The organism is Pseudomonas cichorii, assembly GCF_003700275.1.
Classification (GTDB): domain Bacteria; phylum Pseudomonadota; class Gammaproteobacteria; order Pseudomonadales; family Pseudomonadaceae; genus Aquipseudomonas; species Aquipseudomonas cichorii_B.
The window spans coordinates 139,963-163,699 of record NZ_RBRE01000042.1; the positions used below are offsets into that span (position 1 = coordinate 139,963).

At 59.9% G+C, this 23,737-nt stretch carries 20 protein-coding genes and 1 riboswitch; of the genes, 9 read left to right on the top strand and 11 right to left on the bottom strand.

The window, feature by feature from the left end; all coding sequences use genetic code 11:
* Positions 1 to 22 precede the first annotated feature (22 nt).
* From ALQ04_RS12165 to ALQ04_RS12180, 4 genes are all read left to right on the top strand, one after another.
* Positions 23 to 1,558, top strand: a complete 1,536-nt coding sequence (locus ALQ04_RS12165; RefSeq protein ID WP_122316006.1) for an HDOD domain-containing protein — start codon at positions 23 to 25, stop codon at positions 1,556 to 1,558.
* Between the two features lie 44 nt (positions 1,559 to 1,602).
* Positions 1,603 to 2,418 (top strand): rhodanese-like domain-containing protein, encoded by an 816-nt coding sequence (locus ALQ04_RS12170; RefSeq protein ID WP_122316007.1) that lies wholly within the window; start codon positions 1,603 to 1,605, stop codon positions 2,416 to 2,418.
* A gap of 47 nt (positions 2,419 to 2,465) precedes the next feature.
* Positions 2,466 to 3,335: an archaetidylserine decarboxylase gene (gene asd, locus ALQ04_RS12175; RefSeq protein WP_183142162.1), complete on the top strand. Its 870-nt coding sequence runs from the start codon at positions 2,466 to 2,468 to the stop codon at positions 3,333 to 3,335.
* Between the two features lie 248 nt (positions 3,336 to 3,583).
* Complete coding sequence (locus ALQ04_RS12180) at positions 3,584 to 5,365, top strand: molecular chaperone (protein WP_122316009.1); 1,782 nt, start codon at positions 3,584 to 3,586, stop codon at positions 5,363 to 5,365.
* Between the two features lie 39 nt (positions 5,366 to 5,404).
* On the opposite strand, the gene serB is transcribed toward ALQ04_RS12180, so the two are convergent.
* Positions 5,405 to 6,619, bottom strand: coding sequence for a phosphoserine phosphatase SerB (gene serB / locus ALQ04_RS12185; protein WP_183142160.1), 1,215 nt, complete (start codon positions 6,617 to 6,619; stop codon positions 5,405 to 5,407).
* Positions 6,620 to 6,748: 129 nt separating this feature from the next.
* Between serB and ALQ04_RS12190 the strand changes: the two genes are divergently transcribed.
* The 3 genes from ALQ04_RS12190 (at position 6,749) to ALQ04_RS12200 (ending at position 9,602) form a co-directional block, all read left to right on the top strand.
* Entirely contained in the window at positions 6,749 to 8,290 is a 1,542-nt protein-coding gene (locus ALQ04_RS12190) for a HAMP domain-containing protein (protein ID WP_122316011.1), read from the top strand.
* A 300-nt stretch (positions 8,291 to 8,590) separates the two neighbouring features.
* The gene (locus tag ALQ04_RS12195; RefSeq protein ID WP_122316012.1) at positions 8,591 to 9,148 is read left to right on the top strand and encodes a hypothetical protein; all 558 of its coding nucleotides are present in this window, start codon (positions 8,591 to 8,593) and stop codon (positions 9,146 to 9,148) included.
* A 10-nt stretch (positions 9,149 to 9,158) separates the two neighbouring features.
* On the top strand, positions 9,159 to 9,602 hold the full coding sequence (locus ALQ04_RS12200; RefSeq protein WP_122316013.1) for a type II toxin-antitoxin system YafO family toxin: 444 nt from the start codon (positions 9,159 to 9,161) through the stop codon (positions 9,600 to 9,602).
* A gap of 76 nt (positions 9,603 to 9,678) precedes the next feature.
* On the opposite strand, the gene ALQ04_RS12205 is transcribed toward ALQ04_RS12200, so the two are convergent.
* The 9 genes from ALQ04_RS12205 to ALQ04_RS12245 all read right to left on the bottom strand — a co-directional run bounded on the left by ALQ04_RS12205 (position 9,679) and on the right by ALQ04_RS12245 (position 18,934).
* Complete coding sequence (locus tag ALQ04_RS12205) at positions 9,679 to 10,374, bottom strand: membrane integrity-associated transporter subunit PqiC (protein ID WP_122316014.1); 696 nt, start codon at positions 10,372 to 10,374, stop codon at positions 9,679 to 9,681.
* Positions 10,375 to 10,555: 181 nt separating this feature from the next.
* Positions 10,556 to 12,811: a DNA topoisomerase IV subunit A gene (gene parC / locus ALQ04_RS12210; RefSeq protein WP_122316015.1), complete on the bottom strand. Its 2,256-nt coding sequence runs from the start codon at positions 12,809 to 12,811 to the stop codon at positions 10,556 to 10,558.
* A gap of 10 nt (positions 12,812 to 12,821) precedes the next feature.
* A complete protein-coding gene (locus ALQ04_RS12215) occupies positions 12,822 to 13,343 on the bottom strand; it encodes a TIGR02281 family clan AA aspartic protease (protein WP_122316016.1) in 522 nt (173 codons plus the stop codon).
* Positions 13,340 to 14,320, bottom strand: coding sequence for an esterase-like activity of phytase family protein (locus tag ALQ04_RS12220; RefSeq protein ID WP_122316017.1), 981 nt, complete (start codon positions 14,318 to 14,320; stop codon positions 13,340 to 13,342). The genes ALQ04_RS12215 and ALQ04_RS12220 overlap by 4 nt, the downstream gene beginning before the upstream one ends.
* A complete protein-coding gene (parE, locus tag ALQ04_RS12225; RefSeq protein ID WP_122316018.1) occupies positions 14,317 to 16,221 on the bottom strand; it encodes a DNA topoisomerase IV subunit B in 1,905 nt (634 codons plus the stop codon). The genes ALQ04_RS12220 and parE overlap by 4 nt, the downstream gene beginning before the upstream one ends.
* Positions 16,222 to 16,287: 66 nt before the next feature.
* Positions 16,288 to 16,875, bottom strand: coding sequence for a YqiA/YcfP family alpha/beta fold hydrolase (locus ALQ04_RS12230; RefSeq protein ID WP_122316019.1), 588 nt, complete (start codon positions 16,873 to 16,875; stop codon positions 16,288 to 16,290).
* Positions 16,876 to 16,964: 89 nt separating this feature from the next.
* The gene (gene cpdA, locus ALQ04_RS12235; protein WP_122316020.1) at positions 16,965 to 17,771 is read right to left on the bottom strand and encodes a 3',5'-cyclic-AMP phosphodiesterase; all 807 of its coding nucleotides are present in this window, start codon (positions 17,769 to 17,771) and stop codon (positions 16,965 to 16,967) included.
* Between the two features lie 102 nt (positions 17,772 to 17,873).
* Entirely contained in the window at positions 17,874 to 18,326 is a 453-nt protein-coding gene (locus ALQ04_RS12240; protein ID WP_122316021.1) for a DUF1249 domain-containing protein, read from the bottom strand.
* Positions 18,317 to 18,934: an NUDIX domain-containing protein gene (locus ALQ04_RS12245; RefSeq protein WP_122316022.1), complete on the bottom strand. Its 618-nt coding sequence runs from the start codon at positions 18,932 to 18,934 to the stop codon at positions 18,317 to 18,319. Before ALQ04_RS12245 ends, ALQ04_RS12240 begins: the two co-directional genes overlap by 10 nt.
* Before the next feature lie 208 nt (positions 18,935 to 19,142).
* Between ALQ04_RS12245 and ALQ04_RS12250 the strand changes: the two genes are divergently transcribed.
* On the top strand, positions 19,143 to 19,889 hold the full coding sequence (locus tag ALQ04_RS12250) for an RsiV family protein (protein ID WP_122316023.1): 747 nt from the start codon (positions 19,143 to 19,145) through the stop codon (positions 19,887 to 19,889).
* Positions 19,890 to 19,963: 74 nt separating this feature from the next.
* On the opposite strand, the gene thiC is transcribed toward ALQ04_RS12250, so the two are convergent.
* Positions 19,964 to 21,853, bottom strand: coding sequence for a phosphomethylpyrimidine synthase ThiC (gene thiC / locus ALQ04_RS12255; RefSeq protein ID WP_122316024.1), 1,890 nt, complete (start codon positions 21,851 to 21,853; stop codon positions 19,964 to 19,966).
* Positions 21,854 to 21,995: 142 nt separating this feature from the next.
* Positions 21,996 to 22,100: riboswitch (TPP riboswitch) on the bottom strand.
* 157 nt (positions 22,101 to 22,257) lie between these two features.
* On the opposite strand from thiC, the gene ALQ04_RS12260 reads away from it, so the two are divergent.
* Positions 22,258 to 23,697, top strand: coding sequence for a TolC family outer membrane protein (locus ALQ04_RS12260; RefSeq protein WP_122316025.1), 1,440 nt, complete (start codon positions 22,258 to 22,260; stop codon positions 23,695 to 23,697).
* Positions 23,698 to 23,737 lie beyond the last annotated feature (40 nt).

Consider the following 23,737-nt stretch of genomic DNA (forward strand, 5'->3'; position numbering starts at 1 on the left):
ATCCAGCTGTAAAGGCCCTCGAATGTCGCCAGCAAGCTCCACGAAGCACTCGACACCCAAAACCCTCGATGCCTGGATCCGGCATCTGGATGCTGTGGATCTGCCCATTCCGGTGGAGAACCACAATCATGTCCGCGAGGCCCTGAAAGACAGCCGTCGCTCGCTGCGCGACATCGCCGACATGATGCAGGAAAGCCCGGAGCTGGTATTGAGCGTGCTGCGTGAGGCCAACCATAAAAGCCACGGCATGGTGGAGCCTGCGGAAAGCCTGGAGATTGCAATCAACCGCCTGGGGCTGGCGCGCACCGAAGTACTGCTGGGCCGCCTGCCCGCCAGAGAACCCAAGGACATACCGACCGCCTTCCGCCAGTTGATCCTCATCAGCCAGCATGCCACGCAACAGGCCAACGGCCTGTTCGCCAGCCGACTGGCCCGGCTATGGCAGGACATTCACCTGGGCAGCCTGCTGTTTCTGTCTCCGCTTTGGCCAATGGCACTTGCCCATCCGGGCCTTCTGGAAGACTGGGAACTGCGGGTCATTCACAAGGGCGAATCCAGTCGCGACGTCGAGCAGGAACTGTTCGGTGTCAGCCTGCTGGACCTGTGCCTGGCGCTGGCCGAATTCTGGCGCCTGCCGGTATGGGTAACCCGCGGCTATAAAGTGCTGATCAATGAACGGCGCGAGCTGATCAAGGCCCTGCACATCGCCCGCGAGGATCACGACCCGCTGCGCCAGCAGCAACTGATGGATGCCGACCCCAACCTGCGACGCTGGCTGAATCAGCCGGCCAACACCGTGCTGCTGGGCAATGGCCTGGCGCTGTCCGCACAACAGGCCTGGGATACGCCGCATTGCCTGCGCTGGGAGCGGCTTGCCAGCCTTTATCTGCAACAGCCACTGGCGGAAGTCCAGCAACAGGCGCACCAGAACGCCGCCAGCAGCGCGCGCGTGCATGCCGAAGCAGACTTGTGGCACCCGGCCCAAGCGCTGATCTGGCCCTGGGAAGCCCGCCGCATCCGACGCGACAACGAACCTGCGCCGCCACCGTCGGCCGATGCGCTGCAACAATGGCGCAAACAGTGCGCCGAATTGCTGACCGAGCCCACGCCGTTCATAAACTCCATGCACCTGACCACTGCCGCCCGCGATGCTTTCATGGCCTGCGGTATGGAGCGGGTAATGCTGCTGATGGCGGACAAGACTGCCAGCGTCCTGCGCGCGCACCTGATTGGCGGCCTGCCGAAGGAAACTGCCGGCATGCAGTTCTTCATAAAGGAGAGCACGGTTCTGCAACGCTTGCTGATCCAGGCGACCCAGTTGCGTATCACTCCGACCAACCACGCGCAGTTTTCTGCACTGCTGCCCGCCTCTCTCCAGGGGGTGTTCAACGGCGAGCACTGGCTGATCCGTTCGCTCAGCAACAACGGCAAGGTGCTGATGCTGGTGGTCGCGGATCAGGGTGGAGGCCCGCTGTCGGAAATATCCGTTCAGGCATTCGGAAAAACCGCGCAATGTATTGAACGATCCCTGACCATCTTTAGCCAACGCAAAGCCTGAGGGCTGGCGTACAATTCGCACTTTCCTTTTACTGGAGGCTGCAAATGTCCGTCTTCACAGGTTTGCCGCTGGTCATCGAGCCACAAGATCTGCTTGAGCGCCTTGACGCCTCGCAACTGATCCTCGTCGATCTGACCAGCAGCGCCCGTTACGAGGCTGGTCATATCCGCGGCGCACGTTTCGTCGAACCCAAGCGCACCCAACTGGGCCAGCCTCCCGTACCGGGCCTGCTACCTGCCCTGGCGGATCTGGAAACCCTGTTCGGCGAACTGGGCCACAATCCGGACGCCGTCTACGTGGTCTATGACGACGAAGGCGGTGGCTGGGCCGGACGCTTCATCTGGCTGCTGGACGTCATCGGACACGGCAATTATCACTACCTGGATGGCGGCCTGCTGGCATGGGAAGCACAGGCACTGCCGCTGAGTAGAGATATTCCGGCAATTGCAGGCCCTGCCGTGGCACTGACTGTACATGCAGAGCCCACCGCGACCCGCGAATATGTGCAGTCCCGCCTCGGTGCTGCCGACCTGGCCATCTGGGATGCTCGCGGCCCTACCGAATACTCGGGCGAAAAGGTCGTGGCGGCCAAAGGCGGTCACATTCCCGGCGCAGTCAACTTCGAGTGGACTGCCGGCATGGACAAGGCGCGCAACCTGCGCATCCGCCAGGACATGCCACAGATTCTGGAAAACCTGGGCATCACCCCCGACAAGGAAGTGATCACCCACTGCCAGACCCACCACCGCTCCGGCTTCACCTATCTGGTCGCCAAGGCACTCGGTTATCCACGGGTCAAGGCTTACGCAGGCTCATGGGGTGAATGGGGCAATCATCCGGACACACCTGTCGAGAAGTGACCAGAACACTTCAGCACACGAGTCGGCAATCCCTTCAAGCTTTAGGAATATCAATGAAAGAGCGTCTGTTCATCCTCAGTCAACACCTGCTGCCGCACCACCTGCTGTCCCGCCTGGCGGGCTGTGTAGCCGAATGCCGGGTGCGCTGGTTCAAGAATGCATTCACTGCATGGTTTGCCCGCCGCTATCAGGTAGACATGTCTCAGGCCCAGGTTGAAGACCTGACCGCCTACGAGCACTTCAACGATTTCTTCACCCGCGCCCTGAAACCCGATGCGCGCCCACTGGATACCACCCCTGGCGCAATCCTGTGCCCGGCCGACGGCGCCATCAGCCAGTTGGGTTCCATTGAGCATGGCCGGATTTTCCAGGCCAAGGGCCACAGCTTCAGCGCCCTCGAACTGCTGGGCGGTGATCCGAAACTGTCCGCGCCATTCATGGGCGGCCAGTTCGCGACAGTCTATCTGTCACCCAAGGACTACCATCGGGTACACATGCCTCTGGCCGGTACCCTGCGTGAAATGGTCTACGTGCCAGGCCGCCTGTTCTCGGTCAACCAGACCACCGCCGAAAACGTTCCCGAGCTGTTCGCCCGCAATGAGCGCGTGGTGTGCCTGTTCGATACCGAGCGCGGGCCGATGGCGGTCGTACTGGTCGGCGCGATGATCGTCGCTTCGGTCGAAACCGTCTGGGCCGGGCTGGTCACGCCACCCAAGCGCGAACTGAAAACCGTGAGCTACGACGAAGCAGCACGCGCGCCGATCCATCTGGAGAAAGGCGCAGAAATGGGCCGCTTCAAACTGGGTTCGACCGCAATCGTTCTGTTTGGCCCGGATCAGGTCAAATGGTCTGAAGAACTGCTGGCTGGCTCCAAGGTACAAATGGGCCAGGCAATGGCTGCTCCGGCACAGGTCTGAAACCTGCCCTGACTTGAAGTGCACAGGCCCGACGGGGCTTGTGCCTTCGAACCGGCAAGCGAATACTGGCATCAGGCCACAAAAGCTGCGTGAAAACGTCGATGCTGTTAAAGTCGGCACATCGGTGCAGAGGGACACATCGCACTTTATTGGCGCACAGACGTTAAATACTCCTGCAAAGAAGCAGGAAGTTCGCCAATTGAAAGCCACCGTCCGGGCCTGTGGAGTAGATGGAGTTTGCCTGTCACATGAGTAATTTGAGCTTACCTCTGTTGTTGCGTGCCCCCACGCCAACACAGTCGAGCCTGTCATTCTGTGAATCCAATCCCCGCGACCTGAAACGCTGGATCTCCAGCCTGCCCAAAGCAAACATAGGCGAGATGGCCCGCCAGCTCTATCAAGGGCTGTCCGAACTCAACCAGTTATTGACCCCCAGCGAAAACCGCCTGCAGTTGCTGGAGCTGCTGCGCCCGGAAGTCTATTTCGTCTGCAGCCATCTGGAGCGGCACTTTCTCAATCAGGCCATCGTCCTCGATGAGCGTCCGCGCAAGGTCGCCAATCTCTGCCAGGCCCTGCAAAACCACCTGGCAACCGGTTACAAACAGATCATCCTCAGAGTGACGGCGCGCTACAGCAAGGAACGCGCAGCACTGCTCACCACCGCACTGCAACGCGCCCTGCATGCCCTCAACGGCCCGCTGATTCGCGCCAGCCAGCTGTATTGCCCGGTTCAGGACGGTCTTTGGCTCGAACTGCACCATATCTATCAGATCGCTCGCCAATACCAGTTGCACACCACGCCGGTAAACGAACCACTGGCCGCCCACACGCGCACCCTGAGCATCGAACAGACCTATTGCATCGCGCTGCTGATGGGTTGTTCACGCAGTAACCAGATGCGCCAACTGAATATTGGCAAAATGGCGGATGCGCTCGAAGCCTGGAGCGCAGTGGTCACGCTGCAATCACCTGCCAATGAAAGCAGCCTGTTCGTTCTGGATCCCGCGTCCGACAAGCCGCCGCTGTACCGCACGCTGTTCACCGAGGAGCAATTGCCCGCCCTGCTGGGGATCAACTCTCTGGCGCTGGCCGAGGCGATCAACAGATACCTGTCGCTGCCTGTCGAGCAACGCTCGCAGTCGAAACTGCTGATGCCGCCGCGTATCACCACCGACCTGCTGCAACATCTGGCGGCGGCATGGGGCGACGTGGCAGAGCGAACCTTTCAGCGCACCGCGGGCCAGGGCACGCTGAAGCTGTGCATCGGCATGAGTGCCCTGCACTACTACGTCGGCGGCCAGAAATCGTTCAGCGAGCAATTGCTGTTGCCTGTCGTCAGCGTTGCGGATTTCAGCCTCAAGGTCGTCAACGAGAATTCCGACGATCCGTGGTCCAACGCCTTCGATACACAGCGCGGCAATACCTCATCGGTCCTGCTGCCCTTTGAAGAAATCGAATACCAGTCTGCGGAGAGCGACAACGAATCTGCATCCAATTCCCAGCATGTGTTCGCGACCTTCGAGCTGAATATCGTCAACCACAGTCCCGGCGGCTATTGCCTGGCCTGGCCCAAGGAAGTCCCGCCACAGTTGCAGGCGGGTGAACTGGTAGGGATTCAGGATGACTCGGGACAAGGCTGGAGCATTGCCATCGTGCGTTGGGTCAGGCAGGTGCGCAGCGGCGGAACCCAGATGGGGATCGAACTGGTCGCGCCATTTGCCCAGCCCTGCGGCATGCAACTGATACGCGAAGAACAGAGCAGCCAGTACCTGCGTACCCTGATGCTTCCGGAAGTCCGCGCCATGGGCAAGCCGCCGACCGTGCTGGCGCCACGCCTGCCGTTCCAGGAAGGCAGCCAGGTCATGATCAACGTCAACGGCGAAGAACGCCGGGCAGCGCTGAGCAACCGACACATCAGCAGTGCCAGCTATAACCAGTTCGAGTACAAGATCTACGATGCGCCCAAGGCGACCGAGAATGAAAAGCCGAAGCCCGGCCAGGAATTCGATTCGTTGTGGAGTTCGCTGTAGCCGCCGCAACCCTGCAAAGGCTGCGACGGCTGCCGATTGTCAGCCGCGCCCTTCGCGATCACGGAAGCCCAGCAGGTAGAGAACCCCGTCCAGCCCCAGCGTCGAAATTGCCTGCCTGGCCGACTGCTTGACCAGCGGCTTGGCACGGAACGCAACGCCAAGACCGGCAATCGCCAGCATCGGCAAATCGTTGGCACCGTCACCCACCGCGATGGTCTGCTCCAGGCTCAAGCCTTCCTTGTGCGCCAGTTCACGCAGCAGATCGGCCTTGCGTTGCGCATCGACAATCGGCTCGACAGCGACGCCGGTAACCTTGCCGTCCGCCACTTCCAGTTCGTTGGCGAACACATAGTCGATGCCCAGTCTGGCCTGCAACTGCCTGGCAAAGTAGGTGAAGCCGCCCGACAGGATCGCCGTCTTGTAACCCAGACGCTTGAGTTCGGCGAACAGCGTTTCAGCGCCTTCGGTCAAGCGCAGCGAAGCACCGATTTCATCCAGTACACTCACATCCAGGCCCTTGAGCAGCGCCAGACGCTCCTTGAAGCTGGCGCGGAAATCCAGTTCGCCGCGCATGGCGCGCTCGGTGATTTCCGAAACCTGCTCACCTACGCCTGCCGCCTTGGCCAGCTCGTCGATGACTTCGGCCTCGATCAGTGTCGAGTCCATGTCGAACACGGCCAGACGGCGGTTACGACGGAACAGCGAATCCTGCTGGAACGCGATATCGACGTTCAGCTCCTGGGCAACGCTGAGAAACTCGGCCTGCATGGCCTTGGGGTCCGCCGGCTCGCCGCGCACGGAAAACTCGATACAACCCTTGCCTTTGTCAGCCGGCGTGTCGAGTGGCATGCGTCCGGACAGACGGTCGATATGGTCGATATTCAAACCATATTTGGCAGTGATCGAACTGACACACTGCAACTGCTCGGCGGTGACCTTGCGCGTCAGCAGGGTCACGATATGCCGCGCCTTGCCTTGCCCGTTGACCCATTGCTGATAGTCCTCTTCGGACACCGCAGTGAAACGCACCTGCTGATCGAGCTTGTAGGCCGTGAACAGGATGTCCTTGAGGACCGAAGAACCCTGCTCGGTATCCGGAATCTCGACCAGAATGCCGAACGACAAGGTGTCATGAATCACTGCCTGACCAATATCGAGAATATTCACGCCGCCCTGGGCGAGAACGCCGGTGATGGCCGCAGTGAGACCCGGACGGTCGACACCAGTGATGTTAATCAGGACGATTTCGCGCAAGGCGCACCCCAGCAGTGGAAAAAAACCGCATTCTAACCACTTTCTGTGACCGTCGGGCACAGCCAGCGCTTTGCCGCTACAGGGACGGTCGTTATACTGCGCGCAACTTCACCGAAAGAGCCGTGCTCTGTGAACCGGCCCACGCCCGTTAAAACCGATAATTTCTTCCTGCTGATCTTTCGTGCATTGCGTCACCGCCGTGTTCCGATCGCTTTGCGTATTGCCAGCCATAACGTGATCCTGGTCGCTCTGGCGCTGGTGATCTACGCCGGCGTCATGGGCCTGCAATTCAAGCAGGCAATGCATGAGCAGGCCGATGCGCTGGGCCAGGCCCTGACCACGCAGACCGCAACCTCGGCGACCGAGCTGCTGGTGTCCAACGACATCCTCAGTCTCAATGTGCTGCTGGGCAACCTGGTCAAGAACCCGCTGGTGGCACACGCCGCTATCTACAGCGTGGACAACCGCATCCTCGCGGAGGCCGGGCAACGCCCGAAAAACAGCCTGCTGGGTGAAGCCCAGGGGCTGTATGAGATAAAAATCACCTTTCAGGACGTGATGGCTGGCCACCTGCGCATCAGCCTGGACATGTCGCAATTCCAGCAACCGATGACCATCAGCCTGCAAAGCATGGGCATTCTGGCCGGCATTCTGCTCGCGCTGGCATTGACCCTGAGCCTGCGCCTGGGCCGTCATATCTCCACGCCGCTGCTGCAACTGCGGATCTGGCTGCGCGATATCGACCCGTACACGCCCGCCACCGACCGTCAGGATGAAATCGGCGATCTGGCCCGGCAACTGCGCACCTCCTTCGCACCACCGGCTCCGGAGCCCGAGCTGCCTCCAGAGCCCGAGTACAGCGAGGACGACGATTCCTATCCGGAACCCGAAGACAAGCCGGAACCGGCCTTTTCCGCACGCGATACCGGCTTTGATGAACCGCCAAGGCCTCGGGTGATTGCCGCACCGGTGCAACGTCATTTCGTGGCCGAAGAAGATGAAGACGACAGCGACGATCCGTTTGCCGATCTTCGTGACAGCTCCAGCAACGCCCCGGCCATTCGCCCGGCTGCCGCGCCATCGACCCCGAGCGAGCCACAGCACAGCGCGGTTCTGGCCGTGCAACTGGGTGCTCAGGATCAACTGCGCCGCCTGCCCCGTGCGCGCCTGACCGACCTGCTGCAACGCTATCGCGACTGCCTCGATCAGGCAGCCTCGCTGTATGACAGCGAACTGCACACCCTGAATGACGGCAGCACCCTGATGCTGTTCCACAGCCAGGAAAGCGGTGAGGATTACCTGACCAATGCAATCTGCTGTGGCGAACTGCTGCGCGCCCTCAGCCATGCCTTGCAGATCGAAGTCGCCGACAGCGGCATCACCCTGCAATTGCAACTGGGCCTGACGCTGGGCGAAGGCCTGTCCGGCCTGAGCCAGATCGACCTGCTGCTGACCGAAACCGCCCAGGACGCCCTGGCGCTGTCACAACACAGCCGCAACCTGCTGCTGGTGGAACGCCAGATCAACGATGACGCGCTGATCCGCCAACGCGCCCGCATCCGCCCGATCGCCAGCCCGGAAGGCGCCTGCTGCGTCGAACGCCTGATGGAACCCTACCCGTCAATGCTCGAACGCCAGCTGGCGCGCATGCACGAGACGCATAAGGTCTGATTCTGGCTCACAGACACAAGCCCGGCCGCCCGTTCCTGGCTTGATGTCTGCTGGGCCATAGACAGGCGACACACCTTCCATAGCCATAAAGATTCTGCTCCATAAGCCGAATAAATGGTTGAACCGATACGTTAAACACCCCACTAAACTACTATGCATCTCTCGAGATACTGCTCGAGAAAGCATTATCCCGCGGATCGGGAATGTATTGACTGCCGTGGCTGGATAACGATAATCGGCGCCCGAACTGTTTAAGCCATTACTGCGCAAATGCGCACCGCACGGATGCGAGGAGGCAACATGAAAAAGGCCAATGGCCACTTACAGGCCAGGGATGCGTTGCTGACGCTAGCCCTGGGAATCTCTGCAGCGTTTCTTTTCGTGGCCACCACTCCGGTGTCTGCCACTGGCATCCTTGAGACTCGATCAGACTCAGACAAGACGCAAATGTCTGCTTCCGAAAAGAGCAAACTGAGGAGTAGCATCAAAAAAGGCATCACTCAGCTGGCAAAGCTCAACAGCACACTGCAGGACTCCTGCAGGATTATCATGACGGAACCAGTGAGCCCTGCCGCCATAGAATCCGAGCCTTTTACGCAAGTCGCAAACACGCTCAGGGACCTGGAAGCAGCCATGGCACCTAAATGGGCTGAGTTCACCGATATGCCAATTATTGGCGATGAGGTGCTAGCACTGCGCAAAGCTCTTGCCACTGCAAGGTCGCGGGCGGCTCAGAACTCGATGCTGCTTAAACAGATGGGGCATCCTGTCGAGACAATTGAAACCGAGACGGATGTCAGTGGAATTGGCGGCCTGGCGACCATGACCTCAGGACGGCTCCTGCAGCTTGTCAGTTAAGCAAAACAAAATGACAGTGATCGTCAACTACAACGCAGAAACCTACGCAGCACTTTTTCAGCCGATAACCTCGCAATATCCTCATTTACTAAGCGGGATTATCGCTGATTTCAAAGGTTACATTGAGTCAAACCGGCTGAAGATCCCGAGCTATTTTGGTTGTGATGTTCCTTACGTCAAGCATCCAGGCGCCTATAAAGCAGGGTTGATGCATATTCATCTAGCGATTCCCCCTGTCGTCTTTCCAAAAAACAGGCCTCAAGCCGACAGGAAATGCCCCAACAATGGCAATCCTGCACAAGATGCTGCATTGGTATATACGCAGGGCTTGTACGATGAGAATCACTATTCACTCATAGCCATTCTCCATCCTAGCGCTCACACCCAAGCGAACGACAAGAAGATCATGAATTACCTTTCAGCAGTAGCCATGCGATTTAGAGACATCCATTGATGCCTTGAGAGCCATTGCATACAACAGTTACCCACAAAAAAGCCCGCATCGCTGCGGGCTTTTTGTTGGGTCCGGATCAGAAGCGGAATACTTCAAGATCTGTCCGGATCGGTGAAGCCATTGGGATCCTTGGCTTCTCGGGTTCTTTGGCCCGTGCGACAGGCGCTTTCTTCGGTTCGTCGATCACTTGCCAGGCAATCGGCTTGACCGCAATGCTGACCTGCTCGGCAAGACGCTGCAGCAGAATGCCTTGCGCCCTTACCTGATCGGCAGAACTGCCGCTGTGGACCTCTTCGAGGTGAACCAGGCGGCTGTCGCGGACATTGCCCTTGCGGTCCAGCAAACGCCATTGTGCGTCGAGCACTGCAGGTTGCTTCGAGCCCGAATCCAGGCGAGTGATCGACAATACGACCTGAACATCAGGCGTGAAGTTGGCGACCGCAGGTGCCAGCACGACTCGTTGGCTATCCAGCTTCCAGGCCAGTTGGCGCAGAAGAAGCTGGTCGATGTCCGAGGACAGGTTGCCAGCCCAACGGCCATCCGGTGAAGCAGTCAACGTACCATCAGGTTGACGTTGCAGCAGGGTTTCACGTTGCAGGTAATCGGCAACCGAAACCGGACCCAGCAAAACTGCCAGTCCGGAACTCTGTTTCGGCTGACCGGGCTCACCACTATCGAGCTGATACAGCGCGGTCGGCTGATGCATGCTGCAACCAGCCAACCCTAAAACGCCCGTCATCAACAAGACAAAGGGAAGGCGTAGAAAATTCATCGTCCCATCCAGGTGGCCGCCTCAGGCAGCCACAGTGTAGATACTTATCAGGCTCATGCAGGCACAGCGCCACGCAGAGACCCCAAGACACCATATCATCCGTGAATATTCGCCATGACTCCAGCGATTATGCGTCGATCTTCGTTGCAAAACGAAGACCGCTGGCTCTAAATGAATATTCTTAGCTGTTTTCCACCAACAGGGCATCCACACGCTGGAAGCCTCTTGGCAGTTTATTCCCTCTTCGGCCACGTTCTCCCTTGTAGTGTTCAAGATCCTCGGCCTTGAGCGACAGAGTGCGTTTACCGGCCTGAAGCACCAGCGTAGCGCCTTGCGCAATTACCGCCAGGTCTGTCACGTACTCTTCACGGCTCGCGACACGCTCGCCCGGAATACCGATGATCTTGTTGCCTTTGCCTTTGCCCAGTTGCGGCAAATCGCTGATCTTGAAGACCAGCAACCGACCTTCAGTGGTCACGGCTGCCAGCCAGTTCTGTTCACGGTCTGCAACAGGACGCGGCAGAATGACTTTCGCGCCGGTCGGCAGACTCAACAATGCCTTGCCCGCCTTGTTCTTGGCCTGCAAGTCCTCACCTTTTACCACAAAACCATAACCGGCATCGGATGCGATCACATACAGCGCGTCGTCGTCGGGCAGCAGCACGCACTCGAAAGTCGCGCCCGGCGGCGGTTGCAGCTTGCCGGTCAGGGGTTCGCCCTGACCGCGAGCGTTCGGCAAGGTATGCGCCGCCACCGAGTAGCTGCGCCCGGTCGAGTCGATGAACACGGCAAACTGATTGGAGCGTCCGATGGCCGAGGTCTTGAATCCATCGCCGGCCTTATAGGAAAGCCCCGTAGCGTCGACATCGTGGCCCTTGGCACAACGCACCCAGCCTTTCTCGGACATGACTACCGTCACCGGCTCGGTCGGCATCAGTTCGTTTTCCGACAACGCCTTGGCTTCGGTGCGCTCGACGATTGGCGAGCGACGATCATCGCCATAGGTTTCAGCATCGGCAATCAGCTCGCTGCGCACCAGCTTGCGCAGCTTGGATTCGCTGCCCAGCAGGGCCTGGAGTTTGGCCTGCTCCTTGAGCAAGGCATCCTGTTCGCTGCGCAGCTTCATCTCTTCCAGACGCGCCAACTGACGCAGACGGGTATCGAGAATGTAGTCGGCCTGGATTTCCGACAGGGCAAAGCGAGCGATCAGTTCGGCCTTGGGATGCTCGGCGGTCCGGATGATGTGAATCACTTCATCCAGGTTCAGGTACGCAGTGAGCAAACCGTCCAACAGGTGCAGGCGATGCTCGACCTTGTCGAGACGAAACTGCAGGCGACGGCGTACGGTGGAGATACGGAATACCAGCCACTCGTTGAGCAAGGTCTTGAGGTTCTTGAGCTGCGGCTTGCGGTCCAGGCCAATGATGTTGATGTTCACCCGATAGCTGGATTCCAGCTCGGTAGTGGCAAACAGATGCTGCATCAACTCGTCGAGTTCGACCCGGTTGGAGCGCGGGATGATCACGATACGGCACGGGTTTTCGTGGTCCGATTCGTCACGCAGGTCAGCCACCATCGGCAGCTTCTTGGCCTGCATCTGCGCAGCAATCTGCTCCAGCACCTTGGCGCCGGACACCTGATGCGGCAGCGCCGTGACCACGATGTCGCCATCCTCGACGCGATATACGGCACGCATGCGCACCGAACCGCGACCGGTTTCGTAGATTTTCAGCAGATCGGCGCGTGGCGTGACGATTTCCGCCTCGGTCGGATAATCCGGGCCCAGGATGTGTTCGCACAGCTCTTCAATGCTGGTCTTCGGCTCATCGAGCAGTCGCACACAGGCGCTGGCCACTTCCCGCAGGTTATGCGGCGGCACATCGGTGGCCATGCCCACGGCGATACCGGTGGTGCCATTGAGAAGGATATTCGGCAAACGTGCCGGTAAAACCGCAGGTTCGTCCAGGGTTCCGTCGAAGTTCGGCACCCAGTCCGCCGTGCCCTGGCCCAGCTCGCTGAGCAGCACTTCGGAATAGCGCGCCAGACGGGCTTCGGTATAACGCATGGCCGCGAACGACTTGGGATCGTCCGGCGCACCCCAGTTGCCCTGCCCGTCCACCAGCGTGTAGCGATAGCTGAACGGCTGGGCCATGAGCACCATGGCTTCGTAGCAAGCCGAGTCGCCGTGCGGGTGGAACTTGCCGAGCACATCGCCGACGGTCCGTGCCGACTTCTTGTGCTTGGCGTCGGCACCCAGGCCCAACTCGCTCATGGCGTAGACAATGCGTCGCTGTACGGGCTTGAGGCCATCGCCGATGTGCGGCAAGGCACGGTCCATGATCACGTACATGGAGTAGGTGAGATAGGCCTGTTCGGTGAAGTCAGCCAGTGATCGGCGTTCTACGCCATCCAGGCTGAGGTCAAGGGTGTCGCTCATGCGGGCCTCATCATTTTGTCGTCTGACGCAGCAGCAAGGTGCCACCGCGCTGGGTAAATTCGAGTTGTTTCATTGCGCTCATGCCCAGCAGCGCCTGTTCGCCCTGAAAGCCGGGCGCCACAATGGCGCGCACGTTACGCAGGACAATATCGCCAACCTGCAGGCTGTCGAGCACCGCCCGATAACCGCGGCTTTCGCCATTGGCGGTACTTACCGTGACCGGCAAGCCGCGCTGCAGGCCAAGGTCGTCGGCCATTTCAGCCGGTATCGCCACATCGGTGGCGCCCGTATCGATCATGAACTCCACCGGCTGGCCATTGATCCGGCCACTACTGACGAAGTGCCCCTGGCGGTTAGCCAGCAATTGCACTTCTACATAACCCTCGCCGCGTTGCGAAGCGACGTGGGTATTGGGGTTCTGCTGCCGGTCTTCCCAGTCGCCGAAAAAGCGCGTGGCCAGAAACAGCCCGGCGCCCCAGGCCAGCAGCATCAATACCTTGCCTGCCCGCTTGCCGGGAAGCGGCGCGCTCATTGTCCGGCACTCCAGCCACCTGCCGGCGCCGCAAAGCGCCAGACGATCGGGCGCTTCTCGCCATCGGCACGGGCGCTGAAGTTGTTATCGATACCGATCCAGGCACCGTTTTCATCGACCACCAGGGCCTCGGTCAAGCCATACGGCTGGTCGTAGACGCGCCTGGGCAACAAGGCTTCAGCAGCGAACGACCAACAATGCTCGACCTTACCGGTTTCCAGAGTACGACGGCAGATGCGATAGACCGAACGCTCCAGGGTGAACAGCTTGCCGTTGAACAGCGAAATATCCGAAAAATCCTTGGTGGATAACTTGTCGCCCTTCAATTGCGGCGGTGGAGTTACCTTTCCGGGGTCGGCAAGCAGCACACAGCTGTCCTTGCAGCTCCATTTATCCTGTTCACGACGCACTACCAGCAAGCCACGGCTTTCGCGCTCGGCAGCCAGCCAGATGCGGTCACCGGCGGCATTCACCGCAATCCCTTCAAAGATCGCATTGAAACGCTGCAACATGCCCTGGGCGCGAGCCTGATCCACCAATGCCTGCGGCAGATCGAGCCACACCGGAGCCCCGGCGACCGGTACTTTCAGCACCGTGCCGTGGGCTTCGCTGACCAGATAGCGATTGCCCGCTGCGTCGCAGCTCACGCCTTCAAAATCCATACTGCCGCCGCGCACCACCGCCGACAGGCTGGCCAGCGAGCGCAGATTCAGCGGCAGATAGCTGACCGGCTCAGGCACGACCATGGAATGCGGCTCGGCCTTCCAGGCCTGCTGCGACATATCGAGGCTATAAAGCAGGTTGTCGTCACGGTCCGACACCGTCCACATGCGCCCATTGCACATCGCCAGCCCGGACAGGTTGCCACCGACCATACCGTCTACCGGATGCTCGGACACCAGTGCCAGTTCTTCAAATGGCGCAGCAAGAGCCGGTGCAGCGACCAGCATCAGGGCGGCAAGCCAGCTTCTCGTCAAATCAGGACCTCGACAAGGTTGCCATTGGTTTCCAGCCAGGACTTGCGGTCACCGGCGCGTTTCTTGGCCAGCAGCATGTCCATCATTTCCGAAGTCGCGGCGAAGTCGTCCAGCGTGAGCTGTACCAGACGCCGGGTGTTCGGGTCCATGGTGGTTTCCCGCAGTTGCGGCGGATTCATCTCGCCCAGCCCCTTGAATCGGGTGACCTGAGGCTTGCCGCGCTTTTTCTCGGCCACCAGGCGATCCATGATGCCATTGCGCTCCTCTTCATCGAGGGCGTAGAAGATTTCCTTGCCCAGGTCGATCCGGTACAGCGGCGGCATGGCGACATACACATGGCCTGCATCCACCAGTGGCCGGAAGTGCTGGACGAACAGCGCGCACAGCAATGTAGCGATGTGCAGCCCGTCCGAGTCGGCGTCGGCGAGGATGCAGATCTTGCCATAGCGCAACTGGCTGATATCGGTCGCCCCGGGATCGACGCCAATGGCGACCGCGATATTGTGAACCTCCTGGCTGGCAAGCACTTCGCCGCCATCGACTTCCCAGGTATTGAGGATCTTGCCGCGCAACGGCAGGATGGCCTGGAATTCCTTGTCCCGCGCCTGCTTGGCCGAACCACCGGCAGAGTCGCCTTCGACCAGGAACAGTTCGGAGCGCGCCGGGTCCTGCCCGGCACAGTCAGCCAGCTTGCCGGGCAACGCAGGCCCTTGGGTGATGCGCTTGCGCTCGACTTTCTTGCTGGCCTTCAGGCGCCGTCCAGCGTTGTTGATCGCCAGATCCGCCAGTTGCAGCCCCAGCTCGGAGTGGGTGTTCAGCCACAGGCTGAAAGCGTCTTTGACAATGCCCGAAACGAAAGCCGCCGCCTCACGGGACGACAGGCGCTCCTTGGTCTGGCCGGAGAACTGCGGCTCCTGCATCTTCATCGACAGCACGAAGGCAATTCGTTCCCAGACGTCTTCCGGGGCCAGCTTCACGCCACGCGGCAGCAGGTTGCGGAACTCGCAGAACTCGCGCATCGCATCGAGCAGGCCCTGACGCAGACCGTTGACATGGGTACCGCCCTGCGCGGTCGGGATCAGGTTGACGTAGCTTTCCTGGACACTGTCGCCACCTTCGGGCAGCCAGAGCAGTGCCCAGTCCACAGCTTCCTTGTTACCCGCGAAGCTGCCGCAGAACGGCTCGTCCGGCAGGCGCAGGAAATCGCTGACCGAATCCTGCAGATAGGAACGCAAACCGTCTTCGTAATGCCACTCGACCTTTTCGCCGGTGGACTTGTCCTCGAAACTGACCAGCAGCCCCGGACAGAGTACCGCCTTGGCCTTGAGCACATGCTTGAGGCGGCTGACCGAGAATTTCGGGCTGTCGAAATACTTGGGGTCCGGCGCGAAATACACGCTGGTGCCGGTATTGCGCTTGCCGACGGTGCCGACCACCGCCAGCTCCGAGGCCTTGAAGCCATCGGCAAAGGTCATCTCGTATTCGTTGCCATCGCGCTTGACCCGAACCCGGACCTGGGTCGAGAGCGCGTTGACCACGGAAATCCCCACGCCGTGCAGGCCACCGGAGAACTGGTAGTTCTTGTTGGAGAACTTGCCACCGGCATGCAGCTTGGTCAGGATCAGCTCGACACCCGAAACCCCCTCTTCAGGGTGAATGTCGACCGGCATGCCTCGACCGTCGTCGGACACTTCCAGCGAGTTGTCGGCATGCAGAATCACCTGGACAGCCTTGGCGTGTCCGGCCAGCGCTTCGTCGACACTGTTGTCGATCACTTCCTGGGCAAGGTGATTCGGCCGCGAGGTGTCGGTATACATGCCCGGACGCTTGCGAACCGGGTCGAGGCCCGAGAGGACTTCGATGGCGTCTGCGTTATAAGAGCTAGCGCTGGGAGTGGCCATGGGTTCTCATCATCAATTGTTCATGGGGTTGATACGGACCGTGGCAGCGAGTGAGCGGATCGCCCGTTACTGCACTTTGAATCCGGCAAAACTCAACAATGCCGGCATCTGCTCGGCAAAGCCTTGATAACTGTGGTCGCCTCCGGCCTGGATACGCAGGGCGCAGGCACGGTAGAACGACTCGGCGCGTCGGTAGTCCAGGGTTTCATCTCCGGTCTGCAGCCATACCTGGATACGTTCCGGATCTCGGGGAGCAGGCACTTCAAGCGCCGCCAGTGCCGCGATGTGATCGTGGCTCAGTTCCCAGAGCTCACCTGTGTACAGGTTTTGCTGGGGGCCAAGGACACCATCGAACAACTGGTGCGGATTGACCGCCGGGTTGATCAGGATCGCTTTCAGGCCGTGCCGTTGCGCCAAATGAGTCGCATAGTAGCCGCCGAGCGAGCTGCCGACCAGCAAAGGCCGCCCAAGCGCCTGTATCGCGGACTCCAGTTGCTCCATGGCCTGGCGCGGATGGTGGTGCAATTCCGGCACACGCAATCGCTCGCCCAATCCCAATGAGTTCATCAGGGCAAGCAACTGACGGGCCTTGTATGACTGAGCCGAGCTGTTCAGGCCGTGAATGTACAGCAATGCTGGTGTGTCGCTGATCAAGCGGTCTCTCCCGGAGCCCAAAACAAAACCACGTAGTTTACAGGGATGAACGGCTCAAGGCCTCACTGGAATGCCTGGATCGACATCGATCAATAGCCGGTGCCACCATAATCGACTTCAAATTTCAGGCCGACCACACGGGACACGCCGGTTTCGAGCCGTCCGTCATCATGCAGGCGCAGCCAGCGATAGCCCGGTGCGAGGCTATCGAGGGTGAAATCCACCTTGCCCGGCGCGAACTGGATACAAGTGGACGGCGAAGCCAGCAGGCGCACGCCGTTACGCGGCTGATCGAATTCCTGGTGCACATGCCCCCACAGCACGGCACTCACCTGTGGATAACGGTCCAGTACGGCGAACAGCGCATCGGCATTGCGCAGGCCAATGGGCGCCATCCAGTCACACCCGATCGGCACCGGATGGTGATGCAGGCACACCAGATGATGGCGATCGGGGGCTTCGCGCAGGGACTGCTCCAGCAATTGCAACTGCGAGTCCTGCAGGAAGCCGGGCACCGAGCCGGGAACAGCGGAATCCAGCAGCGTCACGCGCCATTGGCCAACATCCACCACAGACTCCAGCAGGTCGCTGTGCTGCGCGGCATGGGCCATTTGCGGCAGTTCGTCATGGTTGCCGGGCAACCAGCGCGCCGGGGCCGCGATCTGAGCGCTGAGCCGGGCAAAGGCCTGGTAAGACTCCACGCTGCCATCCTGGGAGATATCGCCGCTGGCAATCAGCAGGTCGACAGCCGATTGCTCGGCCAGCACCAGATCGACAACCTTTTCCAGGCTGTCCCGGGTATTCATGCCCAGCAACGTGCCGTCCGTCTCGGCGAACAGATGACTGTCGGACAGTTGCACCACTAAAACTGACGATGATCGGGATGCGCTCGGCAAGGCCGTCTCCTGAGGCGAATTCAGCACGATTATGAGATGCGCAAAGGAGCAGGTAAATCCGCAAAGCGGGCCTGAGGTCACATTTGTGTATGCGGGGAGGTTTCAGCGTACCACTTCAAACTCATGGCCACAGGCTAGACAGTGGCTCAGCCACTCGCCCAGGAACAGATTGAGCTGGGCCTTTTCGTCCGGCTGGTGCATGTCGGCATTGGGATACGGGTAAATCCCCCGAAAACGCCGGGCATGCTCGGCGCCGATGACTTCGGCCATCCGCGCATCGTGGTAGACCTGGACTTCGAGGCGCGGGACCGGCAGCCAGGGCAGACTGTGCTCCTGGCGAACCTGCAGGGTCGTGGTGTACGGGCAGTCGAGCAGCACTTCGACGGCCAGCACACCGAGCATCTGCTCACCCTGGGTCATCGCCACCCGGCGCGAGCTTTTCTGGTTACGCATGTCGGGAAGCAGACGCATCAAGCGCGCGTAGTTGGCCTCGCACGCTGCCTGTAGCCCGGAAAGATCGACACGGTAGCGCTCGCGCAAGAGATTCACGACCATAACCCCCTTATTTCCGTACGGTTCAACGCCAGCCATTGCAAGGCAATGATCGTTGCCGCATTCATGATTCGTCCGTCAGCCACAGCCTGCATTGCGTCGTCGAACGACCAGACCGTCACGCGGATATCCTCGCCTTCGGACTCAAGCCCGTGCAGACCGCCCGCCCCCTGACTGTCGCACTGGCCCATGAACAGATGAACGAATTCGTCACTGCCACCGGGCGAAGGGAAGTATCTGGTTATCGGCCACAAGGCGCCGAAAACAAGTCCAGCTTCCTCTTCTGCTTCGCGATGAGCAACTTCTTCCGGCTGTTCGTCCTTGTCGATCAGGCCAGCCACCAGTTCGATCAGCCAGGGATTGCCACTTTTCTCAACGGCACCCACGCGAAACTGTTCGATCAGCACCACTTCATCGCGTTTGGCGTCATAAGGCAGGACACACACCGCGTCATGGCGAACGAACAGTTCGCGGCTGAGTTCCTTGCCCATGCCACCGGCAAACAGCTCATGGCGCAGGTACAGCTTGTCGAGCTTGTAGAAACCCCGAAAGCAGCTTTCGCGCCGGGTAATCTCAAACGCCGTTGGCGTTGAACGGGTGTTCTGGGGCATAGGTTTCTCGCTTGCGGTGATCTTTGACTGCGGACCATCCTAACGCGCATCGATACCCGGATGCAGCCCCCCTGAAGATGCAGGGTAGACGGCCATGGCATAAAACACTTCTAATCCGCCAAGTGGCGAACCGAACACGTGGTTTGCAGTCCAAGCAGCCTGCATACGCACAACGCAACCGCCTCCATTGATACCGCCAAGGACCAACATGTCGTTATTGAGGATCACTTCGCTGGCTTGTCTGGGGCTGATACTGAGCGCCTGTCAAAGCCTCTTCACGCCCAACATGCGCGCACCGCTGCAAGTGCAGCGCGATGCTTCCGAGCTGATAAAGCCGGGCTGCACCAGCACCGATTGCCCGCTGGTGAATATCGACACCGTACACTTTCCCGACGAACCAAGGCTGGACGCCATCGTCCAGAAAACCTTGCTGCAACTGACCCGCACGGACTCGAACGCACCGCTGCCAGCCTCGATCAAGGACTATCAGGAACAGTTTCTGAGCCGGGCCACGGGCCGCAACAGCAGCTATCTGCAAGCCAAAGTACGCGAGCAGCATGACGGTATCGTGGTGGTCGAGCTGTCGAGCTATCTGGATACCGGCGGCGCCCACGGCAACCCCGGCCGAGCGTTCATCAACTATTCGCGCCAGCAGCAGAAAGTCCTGACCCTGGCCGACATGGTCGTACCGGGCAAGGAAAACGAGTTCTGGGAAAAGGCCGAACTGGCCCATCAGGCCTGGCTGGTTTCGACCAAGATGAATCAGGACAGCGAGTTCATGCAGACCTGGCCGTTCAAGCGCACGCCGAACATTGCCCTGACTTACGGCTCGGTGATCCTCAAGTATCCGGTGACCACCATTGCGCCCTACTCCATGGGCCACATTGAGCTGAAGATTCCTTATCCACAGCTCAATGGCGTCATCAAACCGGAGCTGTTCCCCGGTCGCGGCTAATGCCCCCCCTGTAGGAGCGAATTCATTCGCGAATCAACGTTTTTCGCGAATAAATTCGCTCCTACAGGGCTGAATCAGACCTTCTTGTAAAGCTGGCTGCCTTCCTGCCTGAAGCGTTCGGCCTGTTCACGCAAACCCTCCTCGACCGACAGGTCCACCGCTTCGATCTTCTGGTTGGCCGCGTATTCGCGTACTTCCTGGGTGATCTTCATCGAGCAGAACTTCGGCCCGCACATGGAGCAGAAGTGCGCGACCTTGGCCGAATCCTTGGGCAGGGTTTCGTCGTGGTACGAACGGGCGGTGTCCGGGTCCAGGCCGAGGTTGAACTGGTCTTCCCAGCGAAACTCGAAACGCGCCTTGCTCAAGGCGTTGTCGCGAATCTGCGCGCCCGGATGCCCCTTGGCCAGATCCGCCGCGTGGGCTGCGATCTTGTAGGTGATGATCCCGGTCTTCACATCATCCTTGTTCGGCAGCCCCAGGTGTTCCTTGGGCGTGACGTAGCAGAGCATGGCGCAACCGAACCAGCCGATCATCGCCGCACCGATACCGGAAGTGATGTGGTCATAACCGGGGGCGATGTCCGTGGTCAGCGGGCCGAGAGTGTAGAACGGCGCTTCGTCGCAACACTCCAGTTGCTTGTCCATGTTCTCCTTGATCAGTTGCATCGGCACATGGCCCGGGCCTTCGATCATGGTCTGGACATCGTGCTTCCAGGCAATCTTGGTCAGTTCACCAAGGGTTTCCAGCTCGCCGAACTGTGCTTCGTCATTGGCGTCGGCAATCGAGCCAGGACGCAGGCCATCGCCCAGCGAGAAGCTGACGTCATAGGCCTTCATGATTTCGCAGATGTCCTCGAAGTGGGTATAGAGGAAGTTTTCCTTGTGATGCGCCAGACACCACTTGGCCATGATCGAGCCGCCACGGCTTACGATCCCGGTGACGCGTTTGGCGGTCATCGGTACATAGCGCAGCAGGACGCCAGCATGGATGGTGAAGTAATCGACGCCCTGCTCGGCCTGTTCGATCAGCGTGTCGCGGAACAACTCCCAGGTCAGGTCCTCGGCCACGCCGCCGACTTTTTCCAGCGCCTGATAGATCGGCACGGTACCGATCGGAACCGGCGAGTTGCGGATGATCCACTCGCGGGTTTCATGAATATGCTTGCCGGTGGACAGGTCCATGACCGTGTCCGAACCCCAGCGAATCCCCCAGGTCAGCTTGGCGACTTCTTCCTCGATGGAAGAACCCAGCGCGCTGTTGCCAATATTGCCGTTGATCTTCACCAGGAAGTTACGGCCAATGATCATCGGCTCCAGTTCGACGTGGTTGATGTTGGCCGGGATGATTGCCCGGCCACGGGCGATTTCTTCACGCACGAATTCGGCGGTGATTTCCTTCGGGATGCTGGCACCGAAACTGTGCCCGGCGTGTTGCTGCTTCAGCAGTCCTGCGGCGCGAGCTTCCTGGAGCTTCATGTTCTCGCGGATGGCGACGTATTCCATCTCGGCGGTAATGATTCCCTGACGCGCATAGTGCATCTGGCTGACGTTGGCACCCGCCCTGGCCCGGCGCGGATTGCGCACATGGGCGAAACGCAGTGCAGTCAGCTCGGCATCGCTCAGGCGCTGCTGCCCGAAATGCGAACTCAGGCCGGCCAGACGCTCGGTGTCGTTGCGCGAGTCGATCCACGGCGAACGCACATCGGCCAGGCCCTTGCGCACATCAATGATCACATTCGGGTCGGTGTAGGGACCGGAAGTGTCGTAGACCGTGACCGGGGCGTTGATTTCGCCACCGAAGTCGGTCGGGGTTACATCCAGAGTGATTTCCCGCATCGGCACGCGAATGTCAGGACGCGAGCCCTGGACATAGACTTTCTGCGAACGGGTAAAAGGTTGTACCGATCCAGAATCGACCTGGGCGGATTCACTCAAGTGGGGGGCGTTTTTTGCTTTTTTAGTCATCACGGCTCTCCAGACGAATTTATTGTCGGAGTAACCTGATAAACGGACGGACGCACCCTTACAGGTGCTGAGTATCGGCGGGCGTGCTACTGTTCATTTTTTGAACAATCGACCCCGGACGACACTCAAGAGGACTCGCCGGGAGACGAGAAATCTTGTTCCCTACGCAGGCGCTAACCTGATCAGGTTCAACGGGATCCGGTTTAACCGATCTCAGCCTCATAGCAAGGCACCCCGACAAGAACGTCGCCAGTCTATGATGGGCAGCCCGGGAAACACCAGTCTATTTATGCCGCCATCGATAAATGGCTAATGGCCGATTGTTGCAGTCAACAACTGGCTCTACACTCGCTAACCCGGTTTTGCATCAAACCGGCATCATTACCATGAACAGGGACTGCCTCATGCTGCGCAAACTTTCGTTGGTCATTGCCGTGTCATGTGCCTACAGCGTACAGACCTGGGCAGCGGATGCGCCGCTTCCGACCAAGACCGGACTGGTCAATGTCTACCAGCAGGCCGTGGACAATAACGCCGACCTGGCGGCAGCCCGTGCCGACTACGAAGCCCGCAAGGAAGTCGTGCCCCAGGCTCGCGCCGGTTTGCTGCCCAACCTGTCGGCCAACGCCCAGGCCAACAACACCCGGACCAGCATCGACCAGCCCAGCGCCACGACGACGCGCAGCGGCACGGTCTATCAGGCAACCCTGAGCCAGCCGATCTTCCGCGCCGACCGCTGGTTCCAGTTGCAAGCCGCCGAAGCTGTCAACGAGCAGGCAGCCCTGGAGCTCTCGGCCACCGAGCAGAACCTGATCCTGGATTCGGCCCAGAGCTACTTCGCGGTATTGCGCGCCCAGGACAACCTGGCCTCGACCAAGGCCGAGGAAGCGGCCTTCAAGCGGCAGCTGGATCAGGCCAACGAGCGTTTCGATGTCGGCCTTTCCGACAAGACCGACGTCTTGCAGGCCCAGGCCAGCTATGACACCGCCCGGGCCAACCGGATCATCGCCAAGCGTCAGGTAGACGATGCCTTTCAGGCGCTGGTAACCCTGACCAATCGCGAATACAACTCCATCGAGGGCATCGTCCACACCTTGCCGGTGCTGGCGCCGATCCCCAACGATGCCAAGGCCTGGGTGGATACCGCCGCCCAGCAGAACCTGAACCTGCTGGCCAGCAACTATGCGGTCAGCGCCGCCGAGGAAACCCTGCGCCAGCGCAAGGCCGGCCACGCACCGACTCTCGACGCCGTCGCCACCTACCAGCGCGGCGACAACGATGCACTGGGTTTCAACAACCCCAACTACACGGGGCGCAACTTCAGCGGCGATGTCGAGCAGCGCAGTATTGGCGTGCAGTTGAATATCCCGATCTACAGTGGTGGCCTGACCAGCTCGCAGGTCCGTGAAGCCTATTCGCGCCTGACCCAGAGCGAGCAGCGCCGGGAAAGCCTGCGTCGCCAGGTCGTGGAAAACACCCGCAACCTGCATCGTGCGGTGAATACCGACGTGGAGCAGGTCCAGGCGCGCAAGCAATCGATCATTTCCAACCAGAGTGCGCTGGAAGCCACGGAAATCGGCTATCAGGTGGGCACGCGCAACATCGTCGATGTGCTCGATGCGCAACGTCAGCTCTATGCGTCGGTGCGCAACTACAACAACACCCGTTACGACTACATCATCGACAACCTGCGCCTGAAACAGGCCGCCGGCACGCTGAACCCGGGAGATTTGCAGGACCTGTCACGCTACCTGAAGTCAGACTACAACCCGGACAAGGACTTCCTGCCACCGGATCTGGCAGCCGCCGCGCAGAAGAATTTCGAGAAGCCGGCACAGCGCTAAGCACACTGCACAAGTGGTGTGGGAGCGAATTCATTCGCGA

Coding starts and splice junctions, on each gene's coding strand:
- ALQ04_RS12200 (WP_122316013.1), top strand. CDS start 9,159: ATGACAGTGATCGTCAACTACAACGCAGAAACCTACGCAGCACTTTTT.
- ALQ04_RS12215 (WP_122316016.1), bottom strand. CDS start 13,343: ATGAGCGCGCCGCTTCCCGGCAAGCGGGCAGGCAAGGTATTGATGCTG.
- ALQ04_RS12250 (WP_122316023.1), top strand. CDS start 19,143: ATGTCGTTATTGAGGATCACTTCGCTGGCTTGTCTGGGGCTGATACTG.
- ALQ04_RS12195 (WP_122316012.1), top strand. CDS start 8,591: ATGAAAAAGGCCAATGGCCACTTACAGGCCAGGGATGCGTTGCTGACG.
- ALQ04_RS12165 (WP_122316006.1), top strand. CDS start 23: ATGTCGCCAGCAAGCTCCACGAAGCACTCGACACCCAAAACCCTCGAT.
- parC (WP_122316015.1), bottom strand. CDS start 12,811: ATGAGCGACACCCTTGACCTCAGCCTGGATGGCGTAGAACGCCGATCA.
- ALQ04_RS12260 (WP_122316025.1), top strand. CDS start 22,258: ATGCTGCGCAAACTTTCGTTGGTCATTGCCGTGTCATGTGCCTACAGC.
- ALQ04_RS12245 (WP_122316022.1), bottom strand. CDS start 18,934: ATGCCCCAGAACACCCGTTCAACGCCAACGGCGTTTGAGATTACCCGG.
- ALQ04_RS12205 (WP_122316014.1), bottom strand. CDS start 10,374: ATGAATTTTCTACGCCTTCCCTTTGTCTTGTTGATGACGGGCGTTTTA.
- ALQ04_RS12170 (WP_122316007.1), top strand. CDS start 1,603: ATGTCCGTCTTCACAGGTTTGCCGCTGGTCATCGAGCCACAAGATCTG.
- parE (WP_122316018.1), bottom strand. CDS start 16,221: ATGGCCACTCCCAGCGCTAGCTCTTATAACGCAGACGCCATCGAAGTC.
- ALQ04_RS12240 (WP_122316021.1), bottom strand. CDS start 18,326: ATGGTCGTGAATCTCTTGCGCGAGCGCTACCGTGTCGATCTTTCCGGG.
- ALQ04_RS12180 (WP_122316009.1), top strand. CDS start 3,584: ATGAGTAATTTGAGCTTACCTCTGTTGTTGCGTGCCCCCACGCCAACA.
- thiC (WP_122316024.1), bottom strand. CDS start 21,853: ATGACTAAAAAAGCAAAAAACGCCCCCCACTTGAGTGAATCCGCCCAG.